The sequence below is a fragment of the Chryseobacterium sp. 7 genome (assembly GCF_003663845.1).
Classification (GTDB): Bacteria; Bacteroidota; Bacteroidia; order Flavobacteriales; family Weeksellaceae; genus Chryseobacterium.
This window is the reverse complement of the sequence record NZ_RCCA01000001.1, coordinates 2,239,649-2,265,048: the sequence shown is the minus strand read 5'-3', so window position 1 is coordinate 2,265,048 and position 25,400 is coordinate 2,239,649. Positions and strand designations below refer to the sequence as shown.

General features: G+C 37.7%; 22 protein-coding genes. 9 read left to right on the top strand and 13 right to left on the bottom strand.

What is annotated here, in order from left to right:
- The first annotated feature begins 313 nt into the window (after nucleotides 1–313).
- A complete protein-coding gene (locus CLU97_RS10405; RefSeq protein ID WP_121487867.1) occupies nucleotides 314–805 on the top strand; it encodes a hypothetical protein in 492 nt (163 codons plus the stop codon).
- Between the two features lie 7 nt (nucleotides 806–812).
- Here CLU97_RS10405 and CLU97_RS10400 read toward each other — a convergent pair whose 3' ends face one another.
- On the bottom strand, nucleotides 813–1,673 hold the full coding sequence (locus CLU97_RS10400) for an AraC family transcriptional regulator (protein ID WP_121487866.1): 861 nt from the start codon (nucleotides 1,671–1,673) through the stop codon (nucleotides 813–815).
- A gap of 90 nt (nucleotides 1,674–1,763) precedes the next feature.
- Between CLU97_RS10400 and CLU97_RS10395 the strand changes: the two genes are divergently transcribed.
- The 6 genes from CLU97_RS10395 to CLU97_RS10370 all read left to right on the top strand — a co-directional run bounded on the left by CLU97_RS10395 (nucleotide 1,764) and on the right by CLU97_RS10370 (nucleotide 6,148).
- Nucleotides 1,764–2,750, top strand: a complete 987-nt coding sequence (locus CLU97_RS10395; RefSeq protein ID WP_121489703.1) for a polysaccharide deacetylase family protein — start codon at nucleotides 1,764–1,766, stop codon at nucleotides 2,748–2,750.
- Between the two features lie 104 nt (nucleotides 2,751–2,854).
- Entirely contained in the window at nucleotides 2,855–3,067 is a 213-nt protein-coding gene (locus tag CLU97_RS10390) for a hypothetical protein (protein ID WP_121487865.1), read from the top strand.
- Nucleotides 3,067–3,252: a hypothetical protein gene (locus CLU97_RS10385; RefSeq protein ID WP_121487864.1), complete on the top strand. Its 186-nt coding sequence runs from the start codon at nucleotides 3,067–3,069 to the stop codon at nucleotides 3,250–3,252. Before CLU97_RS10390 ends, CLU97_RS10385 begins: the two co-directional genes overlap by 1 nt.
- Nucleotides 3,253–3,467: 215 nt before the next feature.
- Nucleotides 3,468–4,403, top strand: a complete 936-nt coding sequence (locus CLU97_RS10380) for an NAD-dependent epimerase/dehydratase family protein (RefSeq protein ID WP_121487863.1) — start codon at nucleotides 3,468–3,470, stop codon at nucleotides 4,401–4,403.
- Nucleotides 4,404–4,521: 118 nt separating this feature from the next.
- Entirely contained in the window at nucleotides 4,522–5,430 is a 909-nt protein-coding gene (locus tag CLU97_RS10375) for a helix-turn-helix domain-containing protein (protein ID WP_121487862.1), read from the top strand.
- 10 nt (nucleotides 5,431–5,440) lie between these two features.
- Nucleotides 5,441–6,148: a type 1 glutamine amidotransferase domain-containing protein gene (locus CLU97_RS10370; RefSeq protein ID WP_121487861.1), complete on the top strand. Its 708-nt coding sequence runs from the start codon at nucleotides 5,441–5,443 to the stop codon at nucleotides 6,146–6,148.
- Nucleotides 6,149–6,357: 209 nt separating this feature from the next.
- Here the strand turns inward: CLU97_RS10370 and CLU97_RS10365 are convergent, their stop codons facing one another.
- The 12 genes from CLU97_RS10365 to CLU97_RS10310 all read right to left on the bottom strand — a co-directional run bounded on the left by CLU97_RS10365 (nucleotide 6,358) and on the right by CLU97_RS10310 (nucleotide 21,380).
- Entirely contained in the window at nucleotides 6,358–7,875 is a 1,518-nt protein-coding gene (locus CLU97_RS10365; RefSeq protein ID WP_121487860.1) for a TSUP family transporter, read from the bottom strand.
- A 5-nt stretch (nucleotides 7,876–7,880) separates the two neighbouring features.
- The gene (locus tag CLU97_RS10360; protein WP_121487859.1) at nucleotides 7,881–10,757 is read right to left on the bottom strand and encodes a TonB-dependent receptor; all 2,877 of its coding nucleotides are present in this window, start codon (nucleotides 10,755–10,757) and stop codon (nucleotides 7,881–7,883) included.
- A gap of 366 nt (nucleotides 10,758–11,123) precedes the next feature.
- Nucleotides 11,124–12,800 (bottom strand): NADPH-dependent assimilatory sulfite reductase hemoprotein subunit, encoded by a 1,677-nt coding sequence (locus tag CLU97_RS10355; protein ID WP_121487858.1) that lies wholly within the window; start codon nucleotides 12,798–12,800, stop codon nucleotides 11,124–11,126.
- A gap of 33 nt (nucleotides 12,801–12,833) precedes the next feature.
- The gene (locus CLU97_RS10350; protein WP_121487857.1) at nucleotides 12,834–14,546 is read right to left on the bottom strand and encodes a sulfite reductase flavoprotein subunit alpha; all 1,713 of its coding nucleotides are present in this window, start codon (nucleotides 14,544–14,546) and stop codon (nucleotides 12,834–12,836) included.
- Entirely contained in the window at nucleotides 14,536–15,381 is an 846-nt protein-coding gene (gene cobA / locus CLU97_RS10345) for a uroporphyrinogen-III C-methyltransferase (RefSeq protein WP_121487856.1), read from the bottom strand. The genes CLU97_RS10350 and cobA overlap by 11 nt, the downstream gene beginning before the upstream one ends.
- Nucleotides 15,382–15,404: 23 nt before the next feature.
- Nucleotides 15,405–16,316, bottom strand: coding sequence for a cysteine synthase A (gene cysK, locus CLU97_RS10340; protein WP_121487855.1), 912 nt, complete (start codon nucleotides 16,314–16,316; stop codon nucleotides 15,405–15,407).
- A gap of 27 nt (nucleotides 16,317–16,343) precedes the next feature.
- Nucleotides 16,344–17,174: a serine O-acetyltransferase EpsC gene (gene epsC / locus CLU97_RS10335; protein WP_121487854.1), complete on the bottom strand. Its 831-nt coding sequence runs from the start codon at nucleotides 17,172–17,174 to the stop codon at nucleotides 16,344–16,346.
- A gap of 4 nt (nucleotides 17,175–17,178) precedes the next feature.
- Nucleotides 17,179–18,417, bottom strand: a complete 1,239-nt coding sequence (locus CLU97_RS10330) for a sulfate adenylyltransferase subunit 1 (RefSeq protein ID WP_121487853.1) — start codon at nucleotides 18,415–18,417, stop codon at nucleotides 17,179–17,181.
- A gap of 105 nt (nucleotides 18,418–18,522) precedes the next feature.
- Nucleotides 18,523–19,431 carry a sulfate adenylyltransferase subunit CysD gene (gene cysD, locus CLU97_RS10325; protein WP_121487852.1) on the bottom strand — a complete coding sequence of 303 codons (909 nt, stop codon included), beginning with the start codon at nucleotides 19,429–19,431 and terminating at the stop codon, nucleotides 18,523–18,525.
- A 12-nt stretch (nucleotides 19,432–19,443) separates the two neighbouring features.
- The gene (locus CLU97_RS10320; protein WP_121487851.1) at nucleotides 19,444–20,157 is read right to left on the bottom strand and encodes a phosphoadenylyl-sulfate reductase; all 714 of its coding nucleotides are present in this window, start codon (nucleotides 20,155–20,157) and stop codon (nucleotides 19,444–19,446) included.
- Between the two features lie 83 nt (nucleotides 20,158–20,240).
- Nucleotides 20,241–20,657, bottom strand: coding sequence for an RrF2 family transcriptional regulator (locus CLU97_RS10315; RefSeq protein WP_027372388.1), 417 nt, complete (start codon nucleotides 20,655–20,657; stop codon nucleotides 20,241–20,243).
- A gap of 216 nt (nucleotides 20,658–20,873) precedes the next feature.
- On the bottom strand, nucleotides 20,874–21,380 hold the full coding sequence (locus tag CLU97_RS10310) for a GNAT family N-acetyltransferase (protein WP_121487850.1): 507 nt from the start codon (nucleotides 21,378–21,380) through the stop codon (nucleotides 20,874–20,876).
- Nucleotides 21,381–21,529: 149 nt separating this feature from the next.
- Between CLU97_RS10310 and CLU97_RS10305 the strand changes: the two genes are divergently transcribed.
- Complete coding sequence (locus CLU97_RS10305) at nucleotides 21,530–22,924, top strand: aminopeptidase P family protein (protein ID WP_121487849.1); 1,395 nt, start codon at nucleotides 21,530–21,532, stop codon at nucleotides 22,922–22,924.
- A gap of 14 nt (nucleotides 22,925–22,938) precedes the next feature.
- On the top strand, nucleotides 22,939–25,110 hold the full coding sequence (locus tag CLU97_RS10300; protein WP_121487848.1) for a S9 family peptidase: 2,172 nt from the start codon (nucleotides 22,939–22,941) through the stop codon (nucleotides 25,108–25,110).
- The last annotated feature ends 290 nt before the right edge of the window (nucleotides 25,111–25,400 follow it).

Genomic DNA, 25,400 nt, shown 5'->3' with positions numbered 1-25,400 from the left:
CAAAAATTGGATATTTTTTAAACCATAAAGAAAGATTTAAGCAGTAAAGCATAGTTAAGTTAAGATAAATCATTCTGATTTTTAAGCTTAAAGCGAAGTTCATTTTAATACTCTAACCTCCTTAATGCAATCTTAATGGTTCAAAAAAGTGTAAACAAGTTTATAGTTATTCCTTCAAAAATACTGAAAATGAGAGTTTGTTCCAAAGTTATTGTTATTCAGAATGGGTATAAATTCCATCCTAATCACCCGCCAGCATTGGGTAGCGTAAATAAAAATACTATTTTTATCGGCCAAAAAGTAAACACTCAATATGCCGACTGATGCTTCTCATAAGCTGATTCCGATGACCACTTTCGTGCTGGAATATTATTCGCACGAAGGATATGCCGATCTGCAGATTTTAAATCTGATGAATAATTATGCTAATTTTTTAAAGAAGCGTTTGACCCTTGGCATGTTTGTTCCTGTAGACTCAAAAGGAAATATCCTCAAAGAGCCTAAAAATTATTTTGAGTGGAAATCTCTTGGTCATAATGACGGAAAAAGAACAGATACTGCAGGATTTGAAGAATATGCCGAATATCAGAAGGCCGAACAAAACTGCATGTTTGAAGCATTCAAAGTGGATTATAACGGATATTCAAAAGTGAGAATTATTGCTGCATATGACCCCTCCATTGAGCTGTCTTTTAATAAAAATGATCTGATCCCTGCAGGGTTTCATGATGTAGAATCCCTCACTGTTTTTGATGATATTTTTTTAACGTCCAGTGCTTTAAAGGCAATAGGGATCCTCAGATAAATTGCACTTAAACTACTGTTTTTACTGTTGATTTCTTTTTAAATTCAGAAGGAGACATTTCTTTATATACCTTGAATATTTTATTGAAATGACTGGCATCATTAAAGCCCAGTTTGTCTGCAATTTCACTGATATTGTAATGACTTTGCAATAAAAGTTTTTCAGCTGTTTTTATTTTCAGCTGTATAACATGCTGCTGTACAGAGAAGCCCGTTTGCTTTTTGGTATACATACTGATATAATTGGGTGAAAGCATAAATTCTTTGGCAAGTTTTTCAATTTTCATTTTATCTGCATCCAAAGCATTGACATTAATATAATACAGGATTCTTTCAATTCTGCTTGCATTTTGTGCGATCCACTTTTTGGTGGTGGCGTTCATAATGTTTCGGATCATGATGGTGATGATCCCCGAGAAAATATCGGTGGTAATTTCTTTATTATAGGTATTCTTATGACTGAATTCATACAGAAGAATCCGGGCAAGCTGTAGCAGATGTTCCCTGTCTGTTTTATTTTTAATCACTGATTCATAGACGAAAGAATGATCTTCCATTAGCAGCTGAATTACTTTTTTGAGCTCATTCTTTTTATTAGATAAAAGATTTTCCCATATATACTGCTCCGTAAATTTAATATAAATGAATTTTGTTTTGCTTTTAATAGAAAACTCATGACCGTCGCTGGGTCTAAGGAAAAAAACATCTCCCTTTTTGTAAGGAAAAGTAATGCTGTTGAGATGATGAAACCCTCTTCCATTTTCGATAATAACCACCTCATAAAAGTTATGATTGTGGTATTCTACATCCCAGGTTTCCTTTTCAATACTGAAAACATTAAAAGAATTGAAATTGACAATTCGCTTCATAGAAGAATGGATTTTTACAAATTTACCATTAATTTTTACAATAAATCATGTTTGTTTATTGATGAATTTTGTCCTATCAATACATTCAAAATGAAATACATAAAACAATCCGTACTGCTGGTTGCTTCAGCAATCGCTTTGATGTCCTTTTCTGATCGTGATGACAGGGATAAAACAGATAAAAAGCAGCAGCATAGAACACAGGTCTCAACTAAAAAGTACTGGCCTAATGGAGCTCAATTGGTTATTTCCGTATCAATGCAGTTTGAAACCGGCGGCCAGCCGGATGGTGCAGAAAGCCCGTTCAGCGGCACTCCCCTTCCTGCAGGACAACCCGATCTTCCGGCAGAAAGCTGGTATCGCTATGGAGCGAATGAAGGCATTTACCGTATGCTGGATTTATGGAAAAAATATGATATTAAAGTAACATCCCACGTAGTAGGAACAGCTGCCGAAAGGTATCCCGAAGTAGCCAAAGCTATTGCAAAGGGAGGACATGAAATTGCAGCCCACGGTATTGCCTGGGACCAGCAGTGGAATAAAAATTATACTGATGAGCTGAATTTTGTGAAAAAAGGTGTAAACGTTGTTGAAAAGATTACAGGTCAGAAAGCTGTGGGTTATAACGCCAATTGGCTCAGACGAAGTCCGAATACCCTTCAGGTATTACAGGAACTTGGTTTTCTGTATCATATAGATGACTTAAGCCATGATGAGCCTTTCATTACCAAAGTAAACGGGAAAAAATTTGTTGTCATTCCTTATACCTTGCGTAATAATGACATTGTCAATATTGAAGGAAAACACTGGAGCCCTGATCAGTTTTTGACACAGCTGAAATTTGAATTTGACCGTCTTTACGAGGAAGGAGCATCAAAGAGAAGAATGATGAGCATCAGTTTTCACGACAGAATTGGCGGAACTCCTGCAATGGTGCATGCAATGGAGAAGTTTATTAAGTATACCAAAGAAAAACAGGGTGTCGTTTTTATGAGAAAAGATGATATTGTTAAAATGGTAATGAATGATCCCAATACTCCTGTTGACAACAGTGAAGAAAAATATAATAATAACTAATGAAGCTGGAGGCTGGATGAATGGTTTTATAAGGTCACAAAGTACTTTTATAACTTGTATAACCCCCAGCTTCATACTTCTGTCCTCCATCCAAAAACATCTCTATGAATACAAAAAATCCAAAAACAGCCTATTTTTTCCTTCGTGTATCTATGGGAATCAATCTCCTGGGACACGGATTGATCCGTCTCGTAAAACTGCAGGACTTTGCATCAGGAATGATGAAAGGTTTTGAAACAAGCTGGCTTCCTCAGACACTTGTACAAATCTTTGGAATAACACTCCCCTTTTTGAATTTCTCATCGGATTATTGCTGATGATTGGTTTTAAAACCCGAATTGCTACAATAGCTGGAGCTTCTCTCATTGTCTTGCTGCTTTTTGGAAGCAGTACTGTTGAAAACTGGGAAGCCATGGGCATTCAGATGATTTATGCAGGTCTATTTTATATATTGATCAGCAGAATTGATGATAATTATCTGGCTCTGGATAGGAAAAATTAAACAAAATTAACAGAACAGTCAAGCTGGGATAGAAAGGGAAACGTTGTTATCTTTACTATCCCAGTTTTTTTATGATCTCAGAGATTATGTTACAACTTTCATAGATTAAGCTACCCGGATTTTATAATTATGCCCGAATTTTGCATCATCAATAAAAACGATTGAAAATATCCTGTTTATTTTCAATGCAATACATCACCTTAAAATAGAAAAAGATGCAAACGATATTAGGAGCCAATGGACAGATTGGTGAAGAACTGGCAAGAGAACTGAAAAGAAATTATACATCAGACATCCGCATTGTAAGCAGAAACGCTAAAAAAGTAAATGCTACAGATTCTGTTTTCTCCGCTGATTTATCAGACAGAGAAAAAGCAATTGAAGCTGTAAAAGGAAGTGAAACTGCTTATTTTACTCTTGGGCTACCTATGGATACTGATTTGTGGGAAAAACAATTTCTGGTAATATTGAAAAACGTTATTGAAGCCTGTAAGATCAATGGTACCAAGCTTGTCTTTTTTGACAATACTTATATGTATCCTCAAAATAATGAAGTTTTAACGGAAGAGACCCAATTTGCTCCTGTAGGAAAAAAAGGAATGGTACGAAAGCAGATGACAGAAATGCTTTTAAAAGAAATGAAAGCCGGAACAATAGAAGCAGTTATTTGCAGAGCGCCTGAATTCTATGGTCCCGGAAAAACGCAGAGTATTACCAATAGTCTTATTTTCAACGCCATTAAAGAAGATAAAAAACTGAGAGTTCCTTTAAGAGATGATCAATTACGAAGCCTGATCTGGACTCCAGATGCAAGCCGTGCAACAGCTTTAATCGGAAATACTCCCGATGCTTACGGGCAGACATGGCATCTGCCGGTAGATGATCATAAACTTAATTATACAGAATTTATAGCATTGGCTTCTCAGATTTACGGAAAAGAATTCAGGTATTCTGTAATTCCTAAACTGTTTTTTACCATCGGATCTTTATTCAATAAAAATGCCAAAGAATTATTGGAACTGCTTCCAAGATATCAGTATGATAATCTGTTTGATGATACAAAATTCAGAAAAAGATTTCCCAAATTTCCGGTAACTACTTACAGACAGGGAATTGAACAGATCAAAAAAGAACAGCAGGCCACAGGATAATCCTGCTAAAATAAGTAACTTAGAGACAGAAACACCACAACCGAAGAGCCTGAAATCCCACTTCTCCGGAGGGGATGAAAATTCAAAAAATTTTGACGGGTGGTAAAAAAGATATACAATGAAAGCTCCTGAAAAAATAACCTCAATCACCGCATTACACCAATACCTAAAGCTGAAAAAGCCTTCCCATCCATTGGTGAGTGTATTTGATTTTAATGAAGTACATGTAGATCCGGAAACCATTCTGAGTGCGGTGACCACAGATTTCTATGTCATTTCCATTAAAAAAGATTGTGCAGGAAGATGCAAATACGGACAGCATTATTATGATTTTGAGGATGGAATCATGTATTTTATTGCTCCCTATCAGGTTCTTCAGTTTGAAGACATTCTGCTCTCTGAGGTGAAAGGAAATGTACTCGTTATTCACCCTGACTTTCTGCACGGATATCCTTTAGCCCGCACCATAAAAGATTATGGCTATTTCTCCTATATGGCCAATGAAGCCCTTTATCTCTCAGAAAAAGAGGAAAAATCTGTAACGGACATCATGAATAATATCAGCAGAGAAATAGAAACCAATATGGATGGTTTTACCCAGGATTTATTGGTATCTAACCTAGATTTGCTCTTAAAATACTGTGACAGATTTTACAACCGACAGTTTTTAACCCGGAAAAAAGTGAATCATGATCTTTTAACCCAGCTTGAAACTTTACTCAATGAGTATTTTAAAGATGAAAAACTTTTGATTAACGGCATTCCAACAGTACAGTTAGTGGCCGCACAGATGAATATAAGTCCTAATTATCTGAGTGATATGCTGAGAGTACTTACCGGGCAGACAACGCAGCAGCATATTCAGAACCGAGTGATTGAAAAAGCAAAGGAGATGCTTTCTACCACCGGAATGTCTGTTTCTGAGATTGCTTACCGTTTAGGATTTGAACATCCTCAGTCTTTTCACCGTTTATTTAAAAACCAAACGGCAGTTTCTCCCCTGGAATTCAGAAAATCTTTTAATTAATGATACCGCGATGAAAAATATCTTATTAATTGTAACAAACATAGATCGATATGCCAGCGGCCATCTTAAAACCGGATTATGGCTGAGCGAACTTACCCATATTTATCAATCAGCAAAAATAAAAGAATGGGCCGTTACCATAGCTTCTCCTAAAGGCGGAAATACTCCTGTTGATCCGGAAAGCCTGAAACCGCTCGTACTTGACACGATTTCAAAAAAATATTATGAAAGTCCGGAATTTATGAACGAACTGGCTCATACAAGAAGCCTTGATGAGATAAAGGATGAATCTTTCGACTGTATTTATCTTACAGGAGGGCACGGAACGATGTATGATTTTCCTGACAATGTTACTTTGCAGGAAATCCTCAGAAATCAGTATGAAAATAATAAAATGGTGGCCGCAATCTGTCACGGTGTCGGAGGATTACTGAATGTACGCCTTTCAAACGGTGAGTATATGATTAAAGGCCGGAATATCACCGGATTTGACTGGTTTGAAGAAACATTGGCCAGAAGAAAAAATGAAGTGCCCTTTAATCTTGAAGCAGCTCTTAAGGAGCGTGGTGTACATTACAAAAAAGCATTGATTCCTATGACCTCCAATGTGGTGGCTGATGGTAATCTGATTACAGGACAAAACCCTTTCAGCTCTAAAGAAATGGCTAAAGTAGTTGTTTCTGAATTGGAGAAAGAAACATTCAGTTTACGTACATAAAGTGCAGGAACTATAAATACCTTAAAAGTATTAAAATAAAAACGCAAAGATTTAATGGTTTCAGATTTCTACTAAAAATGAGTAATGATCGTTTTGATAAACTGTATCATTGATTTTTCCCCTTTGATCCCTCAAAATTAAAGTAAAACATTAAAAGCTTTGCGTTCAAAAAAATACACTTTTCCCGAAGGTTTATTATGATCAATTTCTTATGATAAAATTGATTTTGTTATCGTAACAAGACTCATTATGATTACCACTATTCCCACCACAACAAACATCTTCTTTGTGGGAAGCTTTGAGGTAAGCATTGCAGAAAACGGAGCTGTAAAAACACCACCCAATAAAAGTCCCAACACAATATTCCAGTGATGAATACCAATTGTAAAAATGAATGTAACGGCGCTTGTTATTGTCAGTAAAAACTTGGCTACCGTAGAACTTCCCACTACATAACGGGGAATCCTTCCCTCTTTAATCAGGGTTCCGGTTACCAATGGTCCCCATCCGCCTCCTGCAAAGGAATCAATAAAACCACCTGCGAGTCCCAATACTCTGAGATTGGTTCTCCGTTTGTTTTTAACTTGTCCTGATTTTTTATCTTTGAATGCATTTCTTAAGATATTGATTCCAAGATACAAGGTGTAGCAGGCAATAATAGGTTTTACAATATGAGCGTACTGTTCGCCATAGTGGGATAAGGTCAAAGCACCAATAATAGAGCCTACAATAGCCAGTGGGAATAAAACCCATACCATTTTTTTATTGACATTTCCCAGTTTATAATGACTGAAGCTTCCGGCAGCAGTAGTAAATGACTCTGCAGAGTGAATACTTGCACTTACAACGGGTGGCGGAACATTCAGCAATAAAAGGATTGTGGTACAGATTACACCATATCCCATTCCCATGGATCCGGCCACAATTTCTGCCATAAAACCTGCAAAAAGCATCCAGTAAAAGATATGGCCATCTTTATTCAGAAAGTACTGAATATCCCCGGAAAGATTGAACTGATACACCACCAGACCAAATAATCCGAAAAGAAGTAAAACACCAATAACGGCAAGGTAAATATTTGCTTTTCTTTGGGCTGTTTTGGTAATATTGATCAGCTTTTCAATTTCCATGTCCGGTTTTGCAGCAGCTTTTCCGTCAGACAGATATTTTGTAGTAATTTTGTTGAGTTCTTTAACCTTATAATTGAAATCTCCGGTGAGCTGATTGCGAATATTCTGCATATTATCCAATACATGATCCATTTCGTCAGGGATCACTTCTGTAAAGGTTTCCCTTAATCTTTTAGCAATAGTTGGAGATTTCCCATTGGTGGAAATAGCAATTTTAAGACTTCCTTTTTTAACGATGGAACCTAGATAAAAATCACACAAATCCGGCTTATCTGCAACATTAACCAATACATTTCTTTTCTGGGCTTTTTTTCTGATCTCTCCTGCCAAAACAATATCGTTCACTGCAATAATGGCGAGATCGGCATCATTAAAATCATGATCATCATACGCTCTCTCGTACAGTGTAATATTGGAAAACTGATTTTGTAAGATTCTAACTTCAGGAATAATCTCCTTTGCCACCAGTTTGATGGAAGTTTCCGGTGAATTGCCCAGTACAGATTCGAGTTTTTCCAAAGCGACCTTTCCACCGCCAATGATGATCAGTGACAGGTTTTCAAGTTTTAAAAATATGGGATATAATGAATTACTCATCCTGATTACAGTTTTAAATCATAAGTAAAAGCGAGATAGTACAGTCCTCCGATTTCAGGACCTGCTGCATACTGGAAATAACGGCGGTTCAGTAAATTGGTAGCTCCAATTTTAATATTTGCACGAATTTCAGGAAGCTTCCATGTGGCCTGAGCATCAATCGTGTAATAAGCCGGAATTGCTCCTGATGCTAAAGGACTTTCCCACATAAAGCCACTTTGCCATCTTGCCACAAGGGTAAACCCTATATTTTTAACAATTTCTCTGTTTCCTACACTTACATTCACCATCCATTTTGGAGTGTTGAAAGCTGTGATAAACAGGTCTGAACTATTATTGGATGCAAGATCATTATAGGAAACATTGGTATTGACATTATAATTTCCTGTAATATTATAACGAATTCCTAAAGAGGTTCCATAGCTTTTATAAGTACTGTTGCTGTTGGTATAAACCCTGTAACGGTCCTGTTTGCTTCTATCGAGCATTGCAAGAACTGCCGTATTGCTTCCTACCTGGCTGTTTTTTGGAACAGCTACTTCTACCTGACCAAGGAATCCTTCGTAAATATTGTAGTAGAAATCCCAGTCCAGCACCAGTTTATTATTGAAAAAAGCAGACTTATACCCTACTTCAAATGAATTGATCTTTTCTGGCTGTAACTTCTGCAGATTGGCTACAGTTAAAAGTTGTTTGTTATCCTGAGCGGCCTGAGCCTGAGTTTTTCCGGCGTCTACATCTGCATTCACTGCTGAGGTGAATTTATCAATAGAAGCCAGTGTATAGGAATTTTCCAGATAACCTAATCCGTCATTTACTTTTGAAAGACCTCCCACTCTTCTTACATTTCCGTTGTTTACGAAAGAAAGTGCTTCAAACAAGGATGGAAAACGATATCCGTTCTGAAAAGAAGCTCTGAAATTATGCTCTTTAACCGGAGAATAAACAACACTGATTCTCGGATTTAATTTGGCTTCAAATTCGGGATTTCTGTCGATCCGTAAAGCAGCGTTGATTTTTAATTTATCATTAAAGAAAAGCTTGGTAATCTGAGCAAAAGCTCCATATTTCTGATAAATAACATCTTTCCCAAAGGTGCCGTTGGCTAAAGGAATGTTTCTTTCATTCACAGGACGGTCGAAATCAACAAAATTGTTTCCATCCGGAGTAATACTGTACAGACGGTAATCTACACCAGCCAGAAGATTGAAAATCTTCACAAATCTGCTGAAATCATAAGTAAGCTCTCCCTGATAAAAGCGGGATTTCTGTTCAAGTTTTGCCCCTCCCGTTGCCGGAGCACCTGCTACTCCTCCATTTGCGGAATCCCAGTTGTTGATTCCGATAATGGTATTTTTCAACTGTTCGAAGGCTGCAGTTCCCGGTACGACTCTGTTTTTATCTGCCTGTTGGCGAGCAAGAATAAAAGCGTCATTAAGATTGGCTCCTGCATTCAGATTATTCTGAAGAGCTGTTTGGAATATATTTCTCCAGTTGGTATTGGAAAGATTAGTGAGATCAAGATTATCTGCCAAAGGTTTCAGATTATAAGAATCTCCTGTATTTTCTATCGAGACATAAGCCCTGAAAGTAAGTTCCTTTCCTGTCAGTTCTATTTTGTGGTTCTGAACAGTAGCATTTTGCAAACGGATTTTATTTCCTCTCTGGAAAGTTCCGTCCAGTAAGCCATAACGATACACGTAAGATGTTCTCCACTGATCTCCGAAACGGTAGTATAATCCCGCATCAAACTTGATATTTTTCACATCCGGACTCACAAGATCTTTCTCCAGATATCCTGTTCTGGAAACATTGAATGTGGTAGGCTTTCCGTTGTAATCTACCTTTACAGCTACACGGTTATTTCTTTCATCACCATATTTATTCCAAAGGTCTTCTGCCGGATTGTTGGCAAGCGCAAAATTAGGATTGGCTGTGACCAATGATCCTGAATTCTGATCAGTCAGATTGTTTGAAATCCAGTCTGTTCCACTGAAATATGAGGCATTGACTTTAACAGCGAAATTTTTATTGATCACTTTTGCAAAACGAATGGCGCTTTCGCCCAGGGAACTTATTTTATGATTAAAATTGTCTACATGATTCACCCCGCCACGGAAATAAACGCTTATTCCTTCGGATGTAAACGGATCTTTGGTCTGTAAACTGGCCAGTCCGTTGATGGCATTCATTCCGTACAATGCTGAAGCGGCTCCGGGAGTGACTTCCATAGACTGGATATCCAGTTCGGTAGGTCCTATTGCATTTCCCAATGGCACTCCCAACGTTGCCGACTGTACATCTACCCCGTCTACCAGCTGCATGAATCGAAAATTATTAGGTGAATTGAAACCTCTCGAATTAGGAATTTTCAACGTAAGACTTGAGGTTAAAAGCTGAAGTCCTTTTACATTTTCCAATGTTTCATAGAACGAAGCTGCCGGACTTTCTCTGATGGTTTTAATATCAATTTTTTCAATGGCAATCGGTGATCTTAATATTTTTTCCGGAACTCTGGAGGCAGAAATTACCACATCATCAATGATGGTGTTCTGTGGATTAAGACCTATCGTTATTTTGTTGGAAGGGGAAAGGATTTCAACGGTTTGACCTGTAAAACCTTCTTTTTGAATGACCACTCGAAACGGAATGGTAACCCTTGTTCTGAGCTTAAAGTTACCCAGCTGATCTGTAAATGCGTTATCCTGTGTATTTTCGATCTGTACTTTTACGGAGTCAAGACCTTTTCGTGTATCTGTATTTTTGATGCTTCCGCTAAGCTCTATAAGCTGCTGCTGTGCTTCTGCGAAGTTAAAGAATAGAAATGTGAATGCAATAATACCTGCTTTTGGTAGAAAATTTCCCTGCTTTTTGTTTTTCATTTTTTCTTCATTTTTTAGGTTGAGAATGAAGCTGTCTGAATTTTTTACTTCTATGATGAAAGTCTTCTATATTGGTTAATATTATAATTGAAGGGCTTAGAATTCCCCTCTTTTGGAGAGGTGGCGAAAATTCAAAGAATTTTTGACGGAGTGGTTTAAGCCATTAATATTATTGCTGAGATTGCTTCACCTTCGGTTCGCAATGACAGTTTCTGGTATTAACTTTCCTTGATGGTTCAAAATATTCAAACAGCTTTGTATGTATTGTTATTTAAGAATCAACAACACATACACATTCGTCCGCCTAAAAGAAGAGGTTGATTTTTTTTGTTTTTTTTCAGATCATAATGAAAATTAGCCATATAATTAATTTAAGGTGTGTAAATAACGGTATGAAAAATCGCCAAATGTTTCTTCTGCAAGTCTTTTCTGTACATATATTCCGAAAAGTTCATCCAGAGTGGTAAGAATTTCTTCCTCACCAATATTTTCTTTAAATTTTGTATTTAGTCGCATTCCTAAACGGTCCCCTCCAATGTGGAGATTATATTTCCCATAAGCTGTCCCCACAAATCCGATTTCGGCATTAGGAGATCTCCCACAGCCATTTGGACATCCGGTCATACGAATGGTAATATCTTCTTCCAGCAGACCATATTTTTCAAGAATAGGTTCTATTTTCGTGACCAAAGAAGGTAGATAACGCTGTGCTTCTGCCAAAGCCAATGAACAAGTGTTCAGGGCCACACAGGCAACAGAGTTTTTACGTAAGGCGCTTGCTCCATTGGTATATTCTGAAATTCCGTGCTCTTTTAAAATATGTTCAATTTCAGGCTTATCTTTTTCGTCAATATCAGCAAGAATAAGATTCTGATTACAGGTAAAACGGAAATTAGCTTTTCCAGTTTGTGCGATTTTTAATAATCCTGATTTTAAAGGATATTCCTCTGTGTTAAGAATTCTTCCGTGCTCTACAAATACGGTATAAAACCATTTTCCTTCATGATTCTGAATCCAGCCATAACGGTCTTTTCTCTGTTCAAACTTAAATTCTCTGGCAGGTTCAAAGCTGAATCCTGTTCTTTTTTCTACTTCAGCTCTGTACTGGTCGATACCTAATTTATCAATTGTATATTTTAATCTTGATAATTTCCGGTCGCTTCTGTTTCCGAAGTCTCTTTGTACCGTGATGATTTCGTAGACAGCCTTCAAAACTTTTTCTTCCGTATCTACAAATCCCAGGATGGATGCAAGACGTGCGTAGGTAGCTTCATTTCCGTGAGTTGCTCCTAATCCTCCTCCGGCAGCGATATTATAGCCAACAATTTTATCATTTTCAATAATTGCAATTAAAGCAATATCATTAATGAATACATCCACATCATTATTAGGAGGGACTGCGATTCCTATTTTCAGCTTTCTCGGAAGATATCTGTCCTGATACAGAGGATCTTCTTCTGCTTTACGGTCTACCAGAAGTTCATCATCAATCCAGATGTCATAATAAGATTGGGTTTTTGGAAGACACATTTCACTGATTTTTCCTGCCAGTTCGTAAGCTTCCTGCTGTAAAGGAGATTCCGAAGGATTGGCTGTACACGTTACATTTCTGTTGACATCCCCACAGGCCGCAATAGAATCCAGATGCTGCAGATTGAAGCTCTGAATGGTAGGCCTTAAATGCGATTTTAAAATACCATGCAGCTGAATCGTTTGTCTTGTCGTTACTTTAATGGTTCCTGTGGAATGATCTTCTGCTGTTTCATTCAATCCTACCCATTGTTCCGGAGTTAAAAAGCCACCGGGAAGCCTTAGTCTGATCATATAAGAATATAACCATTCCAGTTTTTTGGAGACACGTTCTTCCCTACGGTCTCTGTCGTCCTGTTGGTACATTCCATGAAATTTGATCAGAGTCTGGTCATCTTCCCTTATGGCTCCGGTAAATTGATCAGCAAGGCTCTCTTTTAAAGATCCTCTGAGCCCGTTACTGCTGGTTTTAATCCTTTCTACCGGTGAAAGGTTTTCTTTATCATTGTTCATAACTGTTTCCTTTAATTTTTACGAGTAGTTCTTTTAATACACATCTTTCGCATATCTGCCGTTCAGTTCCATTTCTTCGAGGTAAACTATAGCGTCTTCTTTGCTGCGTTTTCCTTCATTTTGTATGATGGTGAGAAGCGTTTGTTCTACATCGTAGGCCATTGGTTCTTTGGCTCCACATACATACACCGATGCTCCACCTTCCAGCCAGTAAAAAACTTTCTGAGCGTTTTGTTCCAATCTGTGCTGAACATATACTTTCTCTGCTGTATCTCTTGAAAAAGCAAGATCTAAATGCGTTAAGCTGCCTGTTTTGAGAAAATCCTGAAGTTCGGCCTGATAAAGAAAATCTGATACAAAGTTTCTGTCCCCGAAAAACAGCCAGTTTCTACCTTCTGCTCCTGTGGCATCACGCTCCCAAAGGAAAGACCTGAAAGGGGCTATTCCTGTTCCCGGACCAATCATAATAATGTCTTTATCAGCTTCCGGCAATTTGAAGTGCCCTGCATCCTGAATATAAAACTCAATATCTTCTCCTTCTTTGAATTCACTCAGAAAACCACTGCATAATCCATTATGTTTCTGATGGTCAATAAAAAATTCTGATCTGGCCACGGTAATATGAATTTCCGTATCTCCATGCGCCTCTACAGAAGAAGAAATTGAATACAGACGAGGTGACTGAGCGGTTAAAATCTTAATAATTTCTTCAAATTCATCTGCATTTTTTACCGGATAAATCCTAAGCAGATCAAGGAGGCTTAATCTGACTTCCGGAATGGAATGTCCTGTTATTTTCGCATATTGAGCAACAACAGATTTAAGCAGATAGCTGATGTTAAGATGTTTGTGCAGGAGTTCTTCTACAGAATCCGTAATCTTTGCTGTTTCGATCTGTTTCTGAGGATCAATTCCTGTGAGAGTAATAATTTCATGGACAACCGTTTTTGAATTGAATGGAATCACTCCTAAAGATGCACCAGGTTGGTATGTAAGTACTTCTTCTGTTTCAATTTCAATATGATAGGTTTCTTTTTCAGACGTAATATCATTCAGATTGATGATGGCTGAAACTTTTCCCTGAAATTTCTTTCTTCCAGTAGATGCCTTTGCAGCTGAAACATTTTTTGTATTCTGACTGGCATTTTTATTAACCGTTTCAAATACATGTTCTATCCAATGAGAGGATTCCTGCTCATAATCAATATCACATTTCTTTAATGGAATAACACGTTGAGCTCCTAATATTTCAAAACGTGAATCTACATCTTCTCCGGTTTGGCAGAACAAAGGATAACTGCTGTCTCCCAATGCCAATACTCCATATTTTAGTGCGCTAAGATTAATTTCATTTTCATAGATATAATCGTAGAACTTTTTGGCAAGGGCTGGTGGTTCACCTTCTCCCTGCGTACTGATGACTACGAAAAAGAACTCTTCTTTTGCCAGATCTTTGGGCTTGTATTGAGAAAGATCAGCCAATTTAACCTGAAGTCCTTTTTTCTTAACGATACCTGCAAGGGCTGTGGCAAGTTTTTTACTGTTTCCTGTTTCTGTACCGTAAGCCAGTGTTATTTTCTTTACCACATTCTGTGTAGTACTACTCGTTTCCTGTGGCGGTAGAACAGCTGTGAATGATGATCCTCCGGCTATTCCGGCCAAATATCCGCTTGCCCAGATGGCTTCATCTCTGGAAAGGTCTCCGGAGATTTGTTTTAATACATTTAATTTAGTTTCAGACAGCATATTCAAAGAAATTTTGAGTGGTAGGGATTAGACTTCCGTTTTCTACTGATTTAAAATAAAGACCTTCCTGCTTGGCATTTTCAAGCCATGAAAATTCTTCGTGGAGATTCACAATTTTACCCACAACAACCAATGAAGGTGAAGCAAATTTCTTGCCCCCGAATTTTTCATTAAAATCATCAAATGATGAGGTGTAGACCTTCTGGAAAGGCGTTGTAGCCTGTTCAATGACTGCAATTTTTTTATCACTTGAGATTTGAAGTTCTTTCAGTTTTTCTACAAGAGGGGTAAGGTTTCCTTTTGACATATAGAAAACAAGAGTATCATTGGTTAAAGCAAGCTCTTTCCAGTACTCTTCACTTACAATCTCCGATTTATAATACGTCAGGAAACGTACAGATGTAGAATATCCTCTCGCTGTTAAAGGCATTCCTGCAAACGCTGCTGCTCCTAAAGCTGCTGTAATTCCCGGAATAATTTCGTAGGGAATATGATTCTGTTTTAAAGCCTGCAATTCATCCAGAATATTGGAAAATATGGAAACATCGCCTCCTTTCAGTCTTACAATAGTTTTGTTCTGAAAGGCATATTCCACCATCAAAGCATTGATATGAGACTGAGGGGTGGAAGCATTTTTGCTGCATTCTTTTCCTACATAAATGATTTCTGTATTTTCATTAACGTAGGTTTCCAGAATTTCCGGACTTACAAGGCGGTCGCATAAAATGACGTCTGCTTCTGCAATAGCTTTTACTGCTTTTACAGTGATCAGTTCAGGATTGCCGGGCCCTGCACCGATAAGATAGACCTTTGGTGATTTTATATTTGTTTTCATTGAAGTAGGTGTTAATTAAGGATTTAAAAAAGTCCTTCTACAGACAGATACCTTTCTCCGGTATCGTAATTGATGGTAAGGATTTTAGCGTTAGGCTGTATTTCTGGTAATTGTTTGGCAATGGCTGCTAAAGCGGCTCCTGTAGACACTCCCACAAAAAGACCTTCTTTTTTAGCGGCATTAAGAGCATATTCATAAGCTTCTTCTTTGCCCACTGTAATCACTCCGTCTAAAAGGGTAATATCCAGAATGGAGGGGACAAATCCTGCTCCTAATCCTTGTAATGGATGTGGTGCCGGGCTTCCTCCACTTAATACAGGAGATAATTCCGGTTCTACAGCAATTACTTTTACGTTAGGATATTTTTCTTTTACCGTTTTTGCGATTCCGGTGATGTGTCCTCCGGTTCCTACTCCTGTAATGATGTAATCCAGCCCGTCCGGGAAGTCTTTTAAAATTTCCTGAGCGGTAGTTTCCACATGTACTTTTACATTGGCAGGATTGTCGAACTGTCTCGGAATCCATGAATTGGGTGTTTCTTCAGCCAATTCACTGGCTTTTTCAATAGCACCCTTCATTCCTTTTTCTCTTGGAGTAAGCACGAATTCTGCTCCGTAAGCTTCCATAATTTTGCGGCGTTCTATACTCATGCTTTCCGGCATGACAAGAATGAGTTTGTATCCTTTTACGGCAGCTACCAAAGCCAGTCCTATTCCTGTATTTCCGCTGGTAGGCTCTATGATAACGCTTTCTTTATTTAATAATCCTTTGGCTTCTGCATCTTCTATCATTGATAATGCAATTCTATCTTTAATGCTTCCGCCAGGGTTGCTTTTTTCAAGTTTGATCCAGATTTCATGATCTGAATTGAAGAGTTTGTTAATTTTTACGACGGGTGTATTTCCAATCGTTTCCAATGCATTCTGAAATTTCATATCAATGTACTTTTTATTTTTGTTTTTTTAGATCACAAAGGTTAATGATTCCGGTAAGGAACTATTATCCTTTATTTTTATTTCACTTTTATGGTAGACCAGAGAATTGGGCGGTACATCCTGTGTTACCCACACATTTCCTCCGATAATACTTTCTTTACCAATGGTGGTTTCTCCTCCCAGAATAGTGGCTCCCGAATAAATAATCACATCATCTTCAATGTTAGGATGCCTTTTCTGATGGGCTTTTTCTTTGGAAACATTCAAAGCTCCGAGGGTTACTCCCTGATAAATTTTGACATTATTCCCGATAATGGTTGTTTCTCCAATCACGATTCCTGTTCCATGGTCAATAAAGAAAGACTTTCCTATTGTTGCTCCCGGATGAATATCAATCCCGGTTTTGCTGTGGGCATATTCTGAAATGACACGCGGTAAAATTTTCACCTCCTGATTCCAAAGCTGGTGCGAAATACGGTAGACATAGGTGGCAAAAAAACCGGGATATGCCAGGTATACTTCTTCCAGTGAATCAGCAGCAGGATCAAATTCCAAAATGGATTTTGCATCCAGCACCAACTGATTATATAATTCCGGCAAAGCTTCAAAAAACTGACTGACCTGCTTTTCAGTAAGGATTTTATCTCCTGCTACTGTATTGATAAGATCCGAAAGAGTCTCCTGAAGTGCTTCAAAATTTCTTTTAAGCTGATCTTCTGTATTGTCATTCTGAGGAAGGAAAAGTGTTTCATACAAATCCTTCACCCATTTTTTAGTCTTTATTTTATCAAAGAATCCATGAATATTATTTTGTTTCGTCTGATGAATTCTTTGTATTAATTGATCGGAATTTGCCATTTTTCTATTGAATTATGCAGGCTGCTACTGTTGAATTGGACGTTTCATCCACCAAAATGGCAGAACCTGTTGTTTTATTATGGGTAAAACTGTCGTAAACCAGAGGCTGTGCTGTACGGAGGGTAACTTTTACAATTTCATTCAATTTAATTTCTCCATCCACCTGTTCTCTGACAAGAGTATTGACATTAATCTTGTAGTCTACCTCTTTCACTACTGCTTTTACAAGTCTGCTGTTTTGTTGCAGAAGGTATTTATTTCCCGGCTGTAAAGGTTTTTGATCAAGCCAGCATAAAAGAATTTCAAGGTCTTTCTCAACGGCGGGAGTATGTTCTTCCGTGGCAAAAATATCTCCTCTGCTGATGTCTACATCATGAGCAAGGTGGATAACGGCAGGCTGACCTTCAAAGGCTTCTTCTTTTTCAATACCATTGATCTCAATTTTCGTGATTTCGGTGGTGAGATCTGCGGGAAGAATGTGAATTTTATCTCCTTTTGCAAATTTTCCACTTAATATCTGTCCGGCATACCCTCTGTAATCATGCAATTCTTCCGTTTGAGGGCGGATTACATACTGAACCTGAAAACGGCTTCCGTTATTTTTTTCTTCATTGATCGTTACTTCTTCAAGGTATTCCAGAAGTGAATTTCCTTCGTACCAGTCTGTTCTGGTAGATTTTGAAACAATATTATCACCTTTTAATGCAGAGATTGGAAAATAGCTTACGTCATTTAATCCCAGATTTTCTGCAATTTTTGCATATTCTGATTTTATATTTTCAAAAACTTCTTCGGAATAATCTACCATGTCCATTTTATTAATGGCTACAGCTACTTTTTTCAGCTGTAATAAAGAAGCGATGATGGAATGTCTTCTGGTCTGCTCTATCACTCCTTTTCTTGCATCGATCAGAATCACCATCAGATCAGAATTAGAGGCTCCGGTGATCATATTACGGGTATACTGCACATGCCCGGGAGCATCAGCAATGATGAATTTTCTCTTTGCCGTTGAAAAGTAACGGTAGGCAACATCAATGGTGATTCCCTGCTCTCTTTCTGCGCGCAGACCATCTGTTAAAAGGGCAAGGTCTACTCCGTCTTCATTTTTGTTTTTAGAATGTTTTTCAAGGACTTCCAACTGGTCCTGTAAAATACTTTTGCTATCGTAAAGCAGTCTTCCGATAAGGGTACTTTTGCCGTCATCTACGCTTCCTGCTGTTATAAATCTTAATATATCCATCCGATTGTAATTATAAATAATGAGTAATGGGCTATGAGTAATGTTCTGTTGTTAAAAAGTAAAGCTGTCTATTCTATTACTTATTACTCATTGTTGATTGCTTATCTAGAAATAGCCTCCTTTTTTTCGGTCCTCCATTGCGGCTTCTGTTACCCTGTCGTCAATTCTGGTTTCACCACGTTCTGAAATTCTGGTGGCTACTATTTCTTCTATTACGGCATCAATTGTTACCGCATTAGATTCTACCGCAGCAGTGCAGGTCATATCTCCTACTGTACGGTAACGGATTTTCTTGGTAGTAATGATATCTTCCGGTTCTAACACGACATGTGTAGAATTAGCAAGCCATTGGCCGTTAAAATCGATTACTTCTCTTTCATGCGCAAAATAGATGGAAGGGAGAGCAATTTTTTCTCTGCGGATATAATTCCAGATGTCAAGCTCTGTCCAGTTGCTGATAGGGAAAACCCTTACATTTTCTCCTTTATGGATTTTTCCGTTGAAAATATTCCAAAGCTCTGGACGCTGTAATTTAGGATCCCACTGCCCGAATTCATCACGAACGGAGAATATCCTTTCTTTCGCTCTTGCTTTTTCTTCATCTCTTCTGGCGCCTCCGATGCAGGCATCAAATTCAAATTCTTCAATGGTATCAAGAAGTGTATAAGTTTGCAGCCAGTTTCTGCTTGGAAATTTACCTTTAGCCTCAGTCAGTTTTTTACTTTTTATAGTGTCTTCCACCTTTCTTACAGCCAGATTGACCTCTAACTTTTTTACCAGCTGATCACGGAAATCCAATACCTCCTGAAAATTATGCCCGGTATCTACATGAACGAATGTAAATGGGATTTTCCCGTGGAAGAATGCTTTTCTCGCCAGATGAGCCAGTACAATACTGTCTTTTCCTCCACTGAATAATAAGGCAGGACGCTCAAACTGACCTGCGACTTCTCTTAATATATAAATAGATTCGGCTTCTAACTGATCTAAATAGTTTAACTGATGTATTGACATTTTTTTCTTTTTTTATTGATGAATATGCAGACCGCATTCTTTTTTGTTGGCATCTTCCCACCACCAACGGCCTGCTCTGAAATCTTCCCCTTCTTTGATGGCTCTGGTACAGGGCTCGCATCCTATGCTTACAAATCCTTTTTTATGAAGATGATTGTAAGGCAAATGATGATCTTTTACATACGTTGTCACCTGTTCTGTGGTCCAGTGAAGGATGGGATGAAATTTTATGATCTTGTTATCCGGATCCCATTCCAGCTGGGGCATATTCTGTCTGTTGGCTGAATGTTCGGATCTGAGACCGGTAATCCATACTTTATAACCTTCCAGTGCTTTTTTTAAAGGATGAACCTTTCGAATGGTACAGCATGCTTTCCTCTTTTCTACAGATTGATAAAAAGAATCCGGACCATTTTCTGTGACAAATTCTCTAAGTTCTTCCATATCCGGATAATAGGCTTTGATGTTCTTTTTAAAGAAAGCTTTAGTGGATGTCCACGTTTCATAAGTTTGTTCAAAAAGTCTTCCCGTATCCAGGGTAAATATTTCAATATTTAAATCCTTTATCAGATGGGTGATGACCTGGTCTTCGTAACTGAAACTGGTTGAAAAGATCACTTTACCCGGGAATCTTTTAGTCAGTATTTCCAGCCCATTAGTTTGAAAAGAAGCTTCATTAGACTCTTTTACAAGATTTTCGAATTCATTTTTCAGACTGTTATTCATTTTGAATTGAGATTTAAGTTTTGCAAATATATATAAAATTCTATAACTCCTATCAAAATAGTAGAATTTAAATAAAAAAAATTTTATTTGTTATTGATAAACTTAGTCAGAGTGGCTTCCATCATGCTTGTTCTGGTCTTTTCACGAACGATCATTAACTCTTTTCTCAGATAACAGACTGCTTCATCTACACAATCGTCACAGGCTTCGTAAAAGTTTAAAGAAACGCATGGTGTAAGCGCAATAGGACCATCGAAAATACGGTAAATATCTGCTAATGAGACCTCATCAGGTGATTTTAGAAGGTAATACCCTCCTACCTTACCTTGTTTACTATTGACAAGTTTGGCTCTTTTAAGTTCGAGAAGAATTTGTTCCAGAAATTTCTTGGGGATGTTCTCGTCTTGTGCAATAACGGAGGTTGGCAGAAAGCCCTGGTTATAATTCCTTGCTAATCTGACCATTGCTTTAAGCGCATATTTGCAACGTTTCGACATCATAATCTCTGCAAGTTATGATAATTTATTGTATAAATGAAATGTTTTACGTAGAAGCCTGATTATACCTCAACCACAAAAGTCACAAAAGATTTAAAGAAAAAATATTTAAGTTAATTTTAAGTGAGAATAAAGCTGCTGAGAAGTTCACTAAAGTTTAAAAATCAGGGGAAATAGGTGAAAAACATCTGTGAGAATCTGCAAAATCTGTGGGAGAACCTATCTTGGAGTTTGTTCATTCTGTAAAATAAAATAAGCCAGTTCTCTTTCTTCTCGTACAAGATTTTCAGTTCTGTTGAAGCCGCTTTTCAGAAGTACTTTTTGAGATCCTATATTATCAAGATCGGTTACCGCAACAATATCTTTTTGGTGATTAGGAGAGGAACAGTATTCAACAAGAGCTTTACATACTTCGGTTCCAAGACCTTTTCCCCAGTAATTTTCTCCTAAGGTATACCCTATTTCTATTTGTTCCGGGTTGTCAAGAAAAACTCTGGCAAGACACATTCCTACAAAATCATGGTTTTCAGCATTAAATATTCCCCACCTGCTGAATGATCCATTCTTATAATCTGTCAATGCTTTGTCAAACATCTCCCTGTATTCTTCAGGGGTTTTGTAAGGAAGATATCGTGTTACATTTTCATTTTCAAAAAGATGAAAAAATAAAGGGAATTCTTCCGGAGTAAATTCGCGGATAATGATGGTGTCGTTTTTATAGTACATTGAAATTTTATAATGAAATTTGCCAATACGATAAAATTACATAAATAAACTAAGAACCTATCATAAAAATCTAAACTTTATTGTAACAAAGAAGTCTTTCAACGATACAAATCATACATTAAACCTCTAAATAAAAAACTATTCATCATATGTTTTCAGCAACCACCTACCAGGATAGACGAGCCGTGTTACAAACCAATGTAGAAAATGGCATTCTGTTATTTTTGGGAAATATAGAGAATCCGGTGAACTTTGAGCACAATCCTTATTATTTCCGTCAGGACAGTACTTATTTATACTATTTCGGAATCCAGGAACCCCGTATTGCAGCCATTATTGATATTGATGAAAATAAGACTGTCGTTTTCGGAGATGAACTGAGTATTGATGATATTGTTTGGATGGGCAGACAGGAAACTCTGAAAGAAAAAAGTCTGAAATCCGGTGTACAGGAAACGCTTCCTTATGCGGAACTTTCTCAATACATCATAAAAGCATTGTCTTCAGGTAGAAAAGTGCATTATCTTCCTCCGTATCAGTCTTCTAATAAAATTTTACTGGCAGATCTTTTTGGGATTAAGATTGCAGAATTACAACCTTCTGTAGAAATGATCAAAGCAATTGTAAAACAACGTTCCATTAAAGAACCTCAGGAAATCGTTCAGATAGAACAGGCAGTAAATGTATCCAATGAAATGCATCTGTTGGCAATGCTTGCGGCGAAACCTGGAATGAAAGAATATGAAATTGCCAATGCAATTCAGCATCTTGCGGGTAATAAAGAATGCCAGATGTCTTATCCTCCTATTGTAACCATAAACGGCGGTATTCTTCATAATCATTACCGTCTCAATACCATGAAAGAAGGAGATCTGTTTCTGAATGATTCCGGAGCGGAAACTTCAATGGGATATGCCGGGGATCTTACCAGAACATTTCCTGTGAGTAAGACTTTTACCACAAAGCAAAAGGAAATGTATGAAGTAGTTCTGAATACTTTTAATAATGCTCAGAGTCTTCTGAGACCCGGAGTACGATTCAAAGATATTCATTTGAAAGCAGCTCAGCATCTGGTAGAAGGTCTTATTGATCTTGGGCTGATGAAAGGAAATCCTGAAGAAGCTGTGAAAAACCATGCTCATACCCTGTTTTTCCAGTGCGGATTGGGGCATATGATGGGGCTTGATGTACATGATATGGAAGATCTTGGAGAACAATATATTGGCTATACTGAAGCCGAACCAAAAGATACTAAAACATTTGGTCTGAAATCATTACGTTTAGGAAAAGAACTGGAATCTGGATTTGTAGTAACAGTTGAACCTGGTATTTATATGATTCCTGATTTGATTGATATGTGGCAGGCTGAAAATAAAAATGCAGACTTTATCAATTATGATAAAGTAAATGAATACCGAAACTTCGGAGGGATTCGTGTAGAAGATGATTTCCTGATCACGGATGGAGGCTACAGACTCCTTGGCAACGGTTTGATTAAAACCGTTGAAGACATTGAAAATTACAGAGCTGAACATTTAGCTTAATTGAAATAATACCTATGAAGAAAATAAAAAAACTAACAATTATTGCGTTGTACATCCTATGTCTGTCGCCCCTTGCCGCGCAAAAGACACAATGGACTCCAGATGGCAATGCATACTATTCCGTTACTGAAAAAGGAGTTGAAATTGTAGATGTACTCCATCCCGGAAAAGATCAGACGCTCCTAAGCAGCAGTGAACTGATCCCTGCCGGAAGTGCTGAAGCATTGCAGGTACAGAGTTTTCAGGTATCTCCTGATGATAAAAGCTTACTGCTTTTTGCCAATACCAAAAAAGTATGGAGAGACAATACCCGTGGAGATTACTGGATTTTTGACAAAAACACCAAAAAACTTACCCAGCTTGGAAAAGGCTTACCAGCTTCATCACTGATGTTTGCAAAGTATTCACCGGACGGTAAAAAAGTGGCTTATGTGTCCAAACATAATATCTATATTGAGGATCTTGCTAACAATCAACAGACTAAGATTACTACAGATGGAACAGACGGAATGATTAACGGTACTTTTGACTGGGTATATGAAGAAGAATTCGGAACTCAGGATGGATTCAGATGGTCTCCTGATGGCAGTAAAATCGCTTACTGGAAACTGGATGCACGAGGGACGAAAAACTTCCTGATGATCAATAATACAGACAGCCTGTATTCTTTTACCATTCCGGTAGAATACCCAAAAGTAGGAGAAAACCCTTCCGGATGCAGTATCTGGTTTTATGATCTTGTCTCTAAATCTTCAAAAAAAGCTGATATTGCGGGTGATGAAATGCAAAACTATATTCCAAGAATGGAATGGGCGCTGGATTCCAAATCCGTTATTCTGCAGCAATTGAACAGAAAACAGAATCAAAGTAAAATTATTGTCGCAGATGCCAATTCAGGAAGCAGTAAGGCCATTTATACAGAAACCGATGCTGCATGGATTGATATAAAATCACGCTGGAACGACAACGATCCAAAGGGTTGGGACTGGATTGACAATGGTAAAGAATTCTTATGGCTTTCTGAGAAAGACGGATGGAGACATATTTATAAAATAGATATGAACGGTAAGGAAACATTGATTACAAAAGATGCCTTCGATGTGATTAAGCCAGAGTTTTTTGATGTTCAGAATAAACAGATTTTCTTTTTAGCTTCCCCCAATAACGCCACTCAGAAATACCTTTATAAAGTAAGTATGAAAGGAGGAAATGCTCAAAAAGTGACCCCGGAAGCCTATAAAGGATCCAACGAATATACTATTTCTCCTAATGGAAAGATTGCCATGTTCACCAATAGCAGTATCAATGCATTTTCCGCAGATGCAGTGGTGTCACTTCCTGAACATAAAGAGCTTGTAGCTGCCAAAAGATCTGCAAAAGCTGATCCTTCTAAGTCTAAAACTGAATTTTTTCAAATTACAACACAGGATGGTGTTACATTAGATGGCTGGGTGGTAAAGCCTAAAAATTTTGATCCCAATAAAAAATATCCTATCGTTTTTACAGTGTATGGAGAACCCGCTATGCAAACAGTAACAGACGAATTTTATACAGGTTGGAATTGGTTATATGCCGGGGATATGGCGGAAGACGGCTATTTATATGTTTCTCTCGAAAATCGTGGAACACCTGCTCCAAGAGGGCGTGAATGGAGAAAATCTGTCTACCGAAAAATAGGCCAGATGAATATCCGTGATCAGGCCATGGGAGCCAAAGCCCTATTCGCAAAATGGCCATATGTGGATACTTCAAGAGTTGCTGTATGGGGCTGGAGCGGTGGAGGCTCTTCTACCCTGAACCTTTTAGGACAATATCCTGATATTTACCAAACGGGTATCGCTATTGCACCAGTTGCCAATCAGTTGTTCTATGATAATATCTATCAGGAGCGTTATATGGGACTTCCGCAGGAAAATAGAGAAGATTTTGTTAAGGGTTCACCGTTATCTTATGCTAAAAACTTAAAAGGAAACCTTCTATTGGTTCATGGAACAGGTGATGACAATGTACATTATCAGAATACAGAAGTATACATCAATGAGTTGGTAAAATACAACAAACAGTTTCAGCTAATGTCTTATCCTAACCGTACCCACGCTATTAATGAAGGAGAAGGAACATCTCTGCATCTGACAACTTTGTTTACGAAGTATTTAAAAGAACACTGCCCTCCGGGAGCAAGATAAATAATGAAAGTCTCACAGCAATGTGGGACTTTTTATTTTTAATTATTAAAACCATTTTAGACTCTAACAAAAATTCCCCGGACTGCTCCAGGGAAAAATAAGTGTCAAAACCTATAAATTTTTATAGTGGTGTAAAATGATGTTATCAAGAAAGTAACAATGGATGTGCCAAATTACTCACTGATTTAGGAAATGTTATTTTTTGTGGTATCTTTTGTCTGCTTCACTGCCAATAGCTTTTGTTTTTATAAGATTATCACTAAATTTGAGTGAATAATTTCTAAAACCAT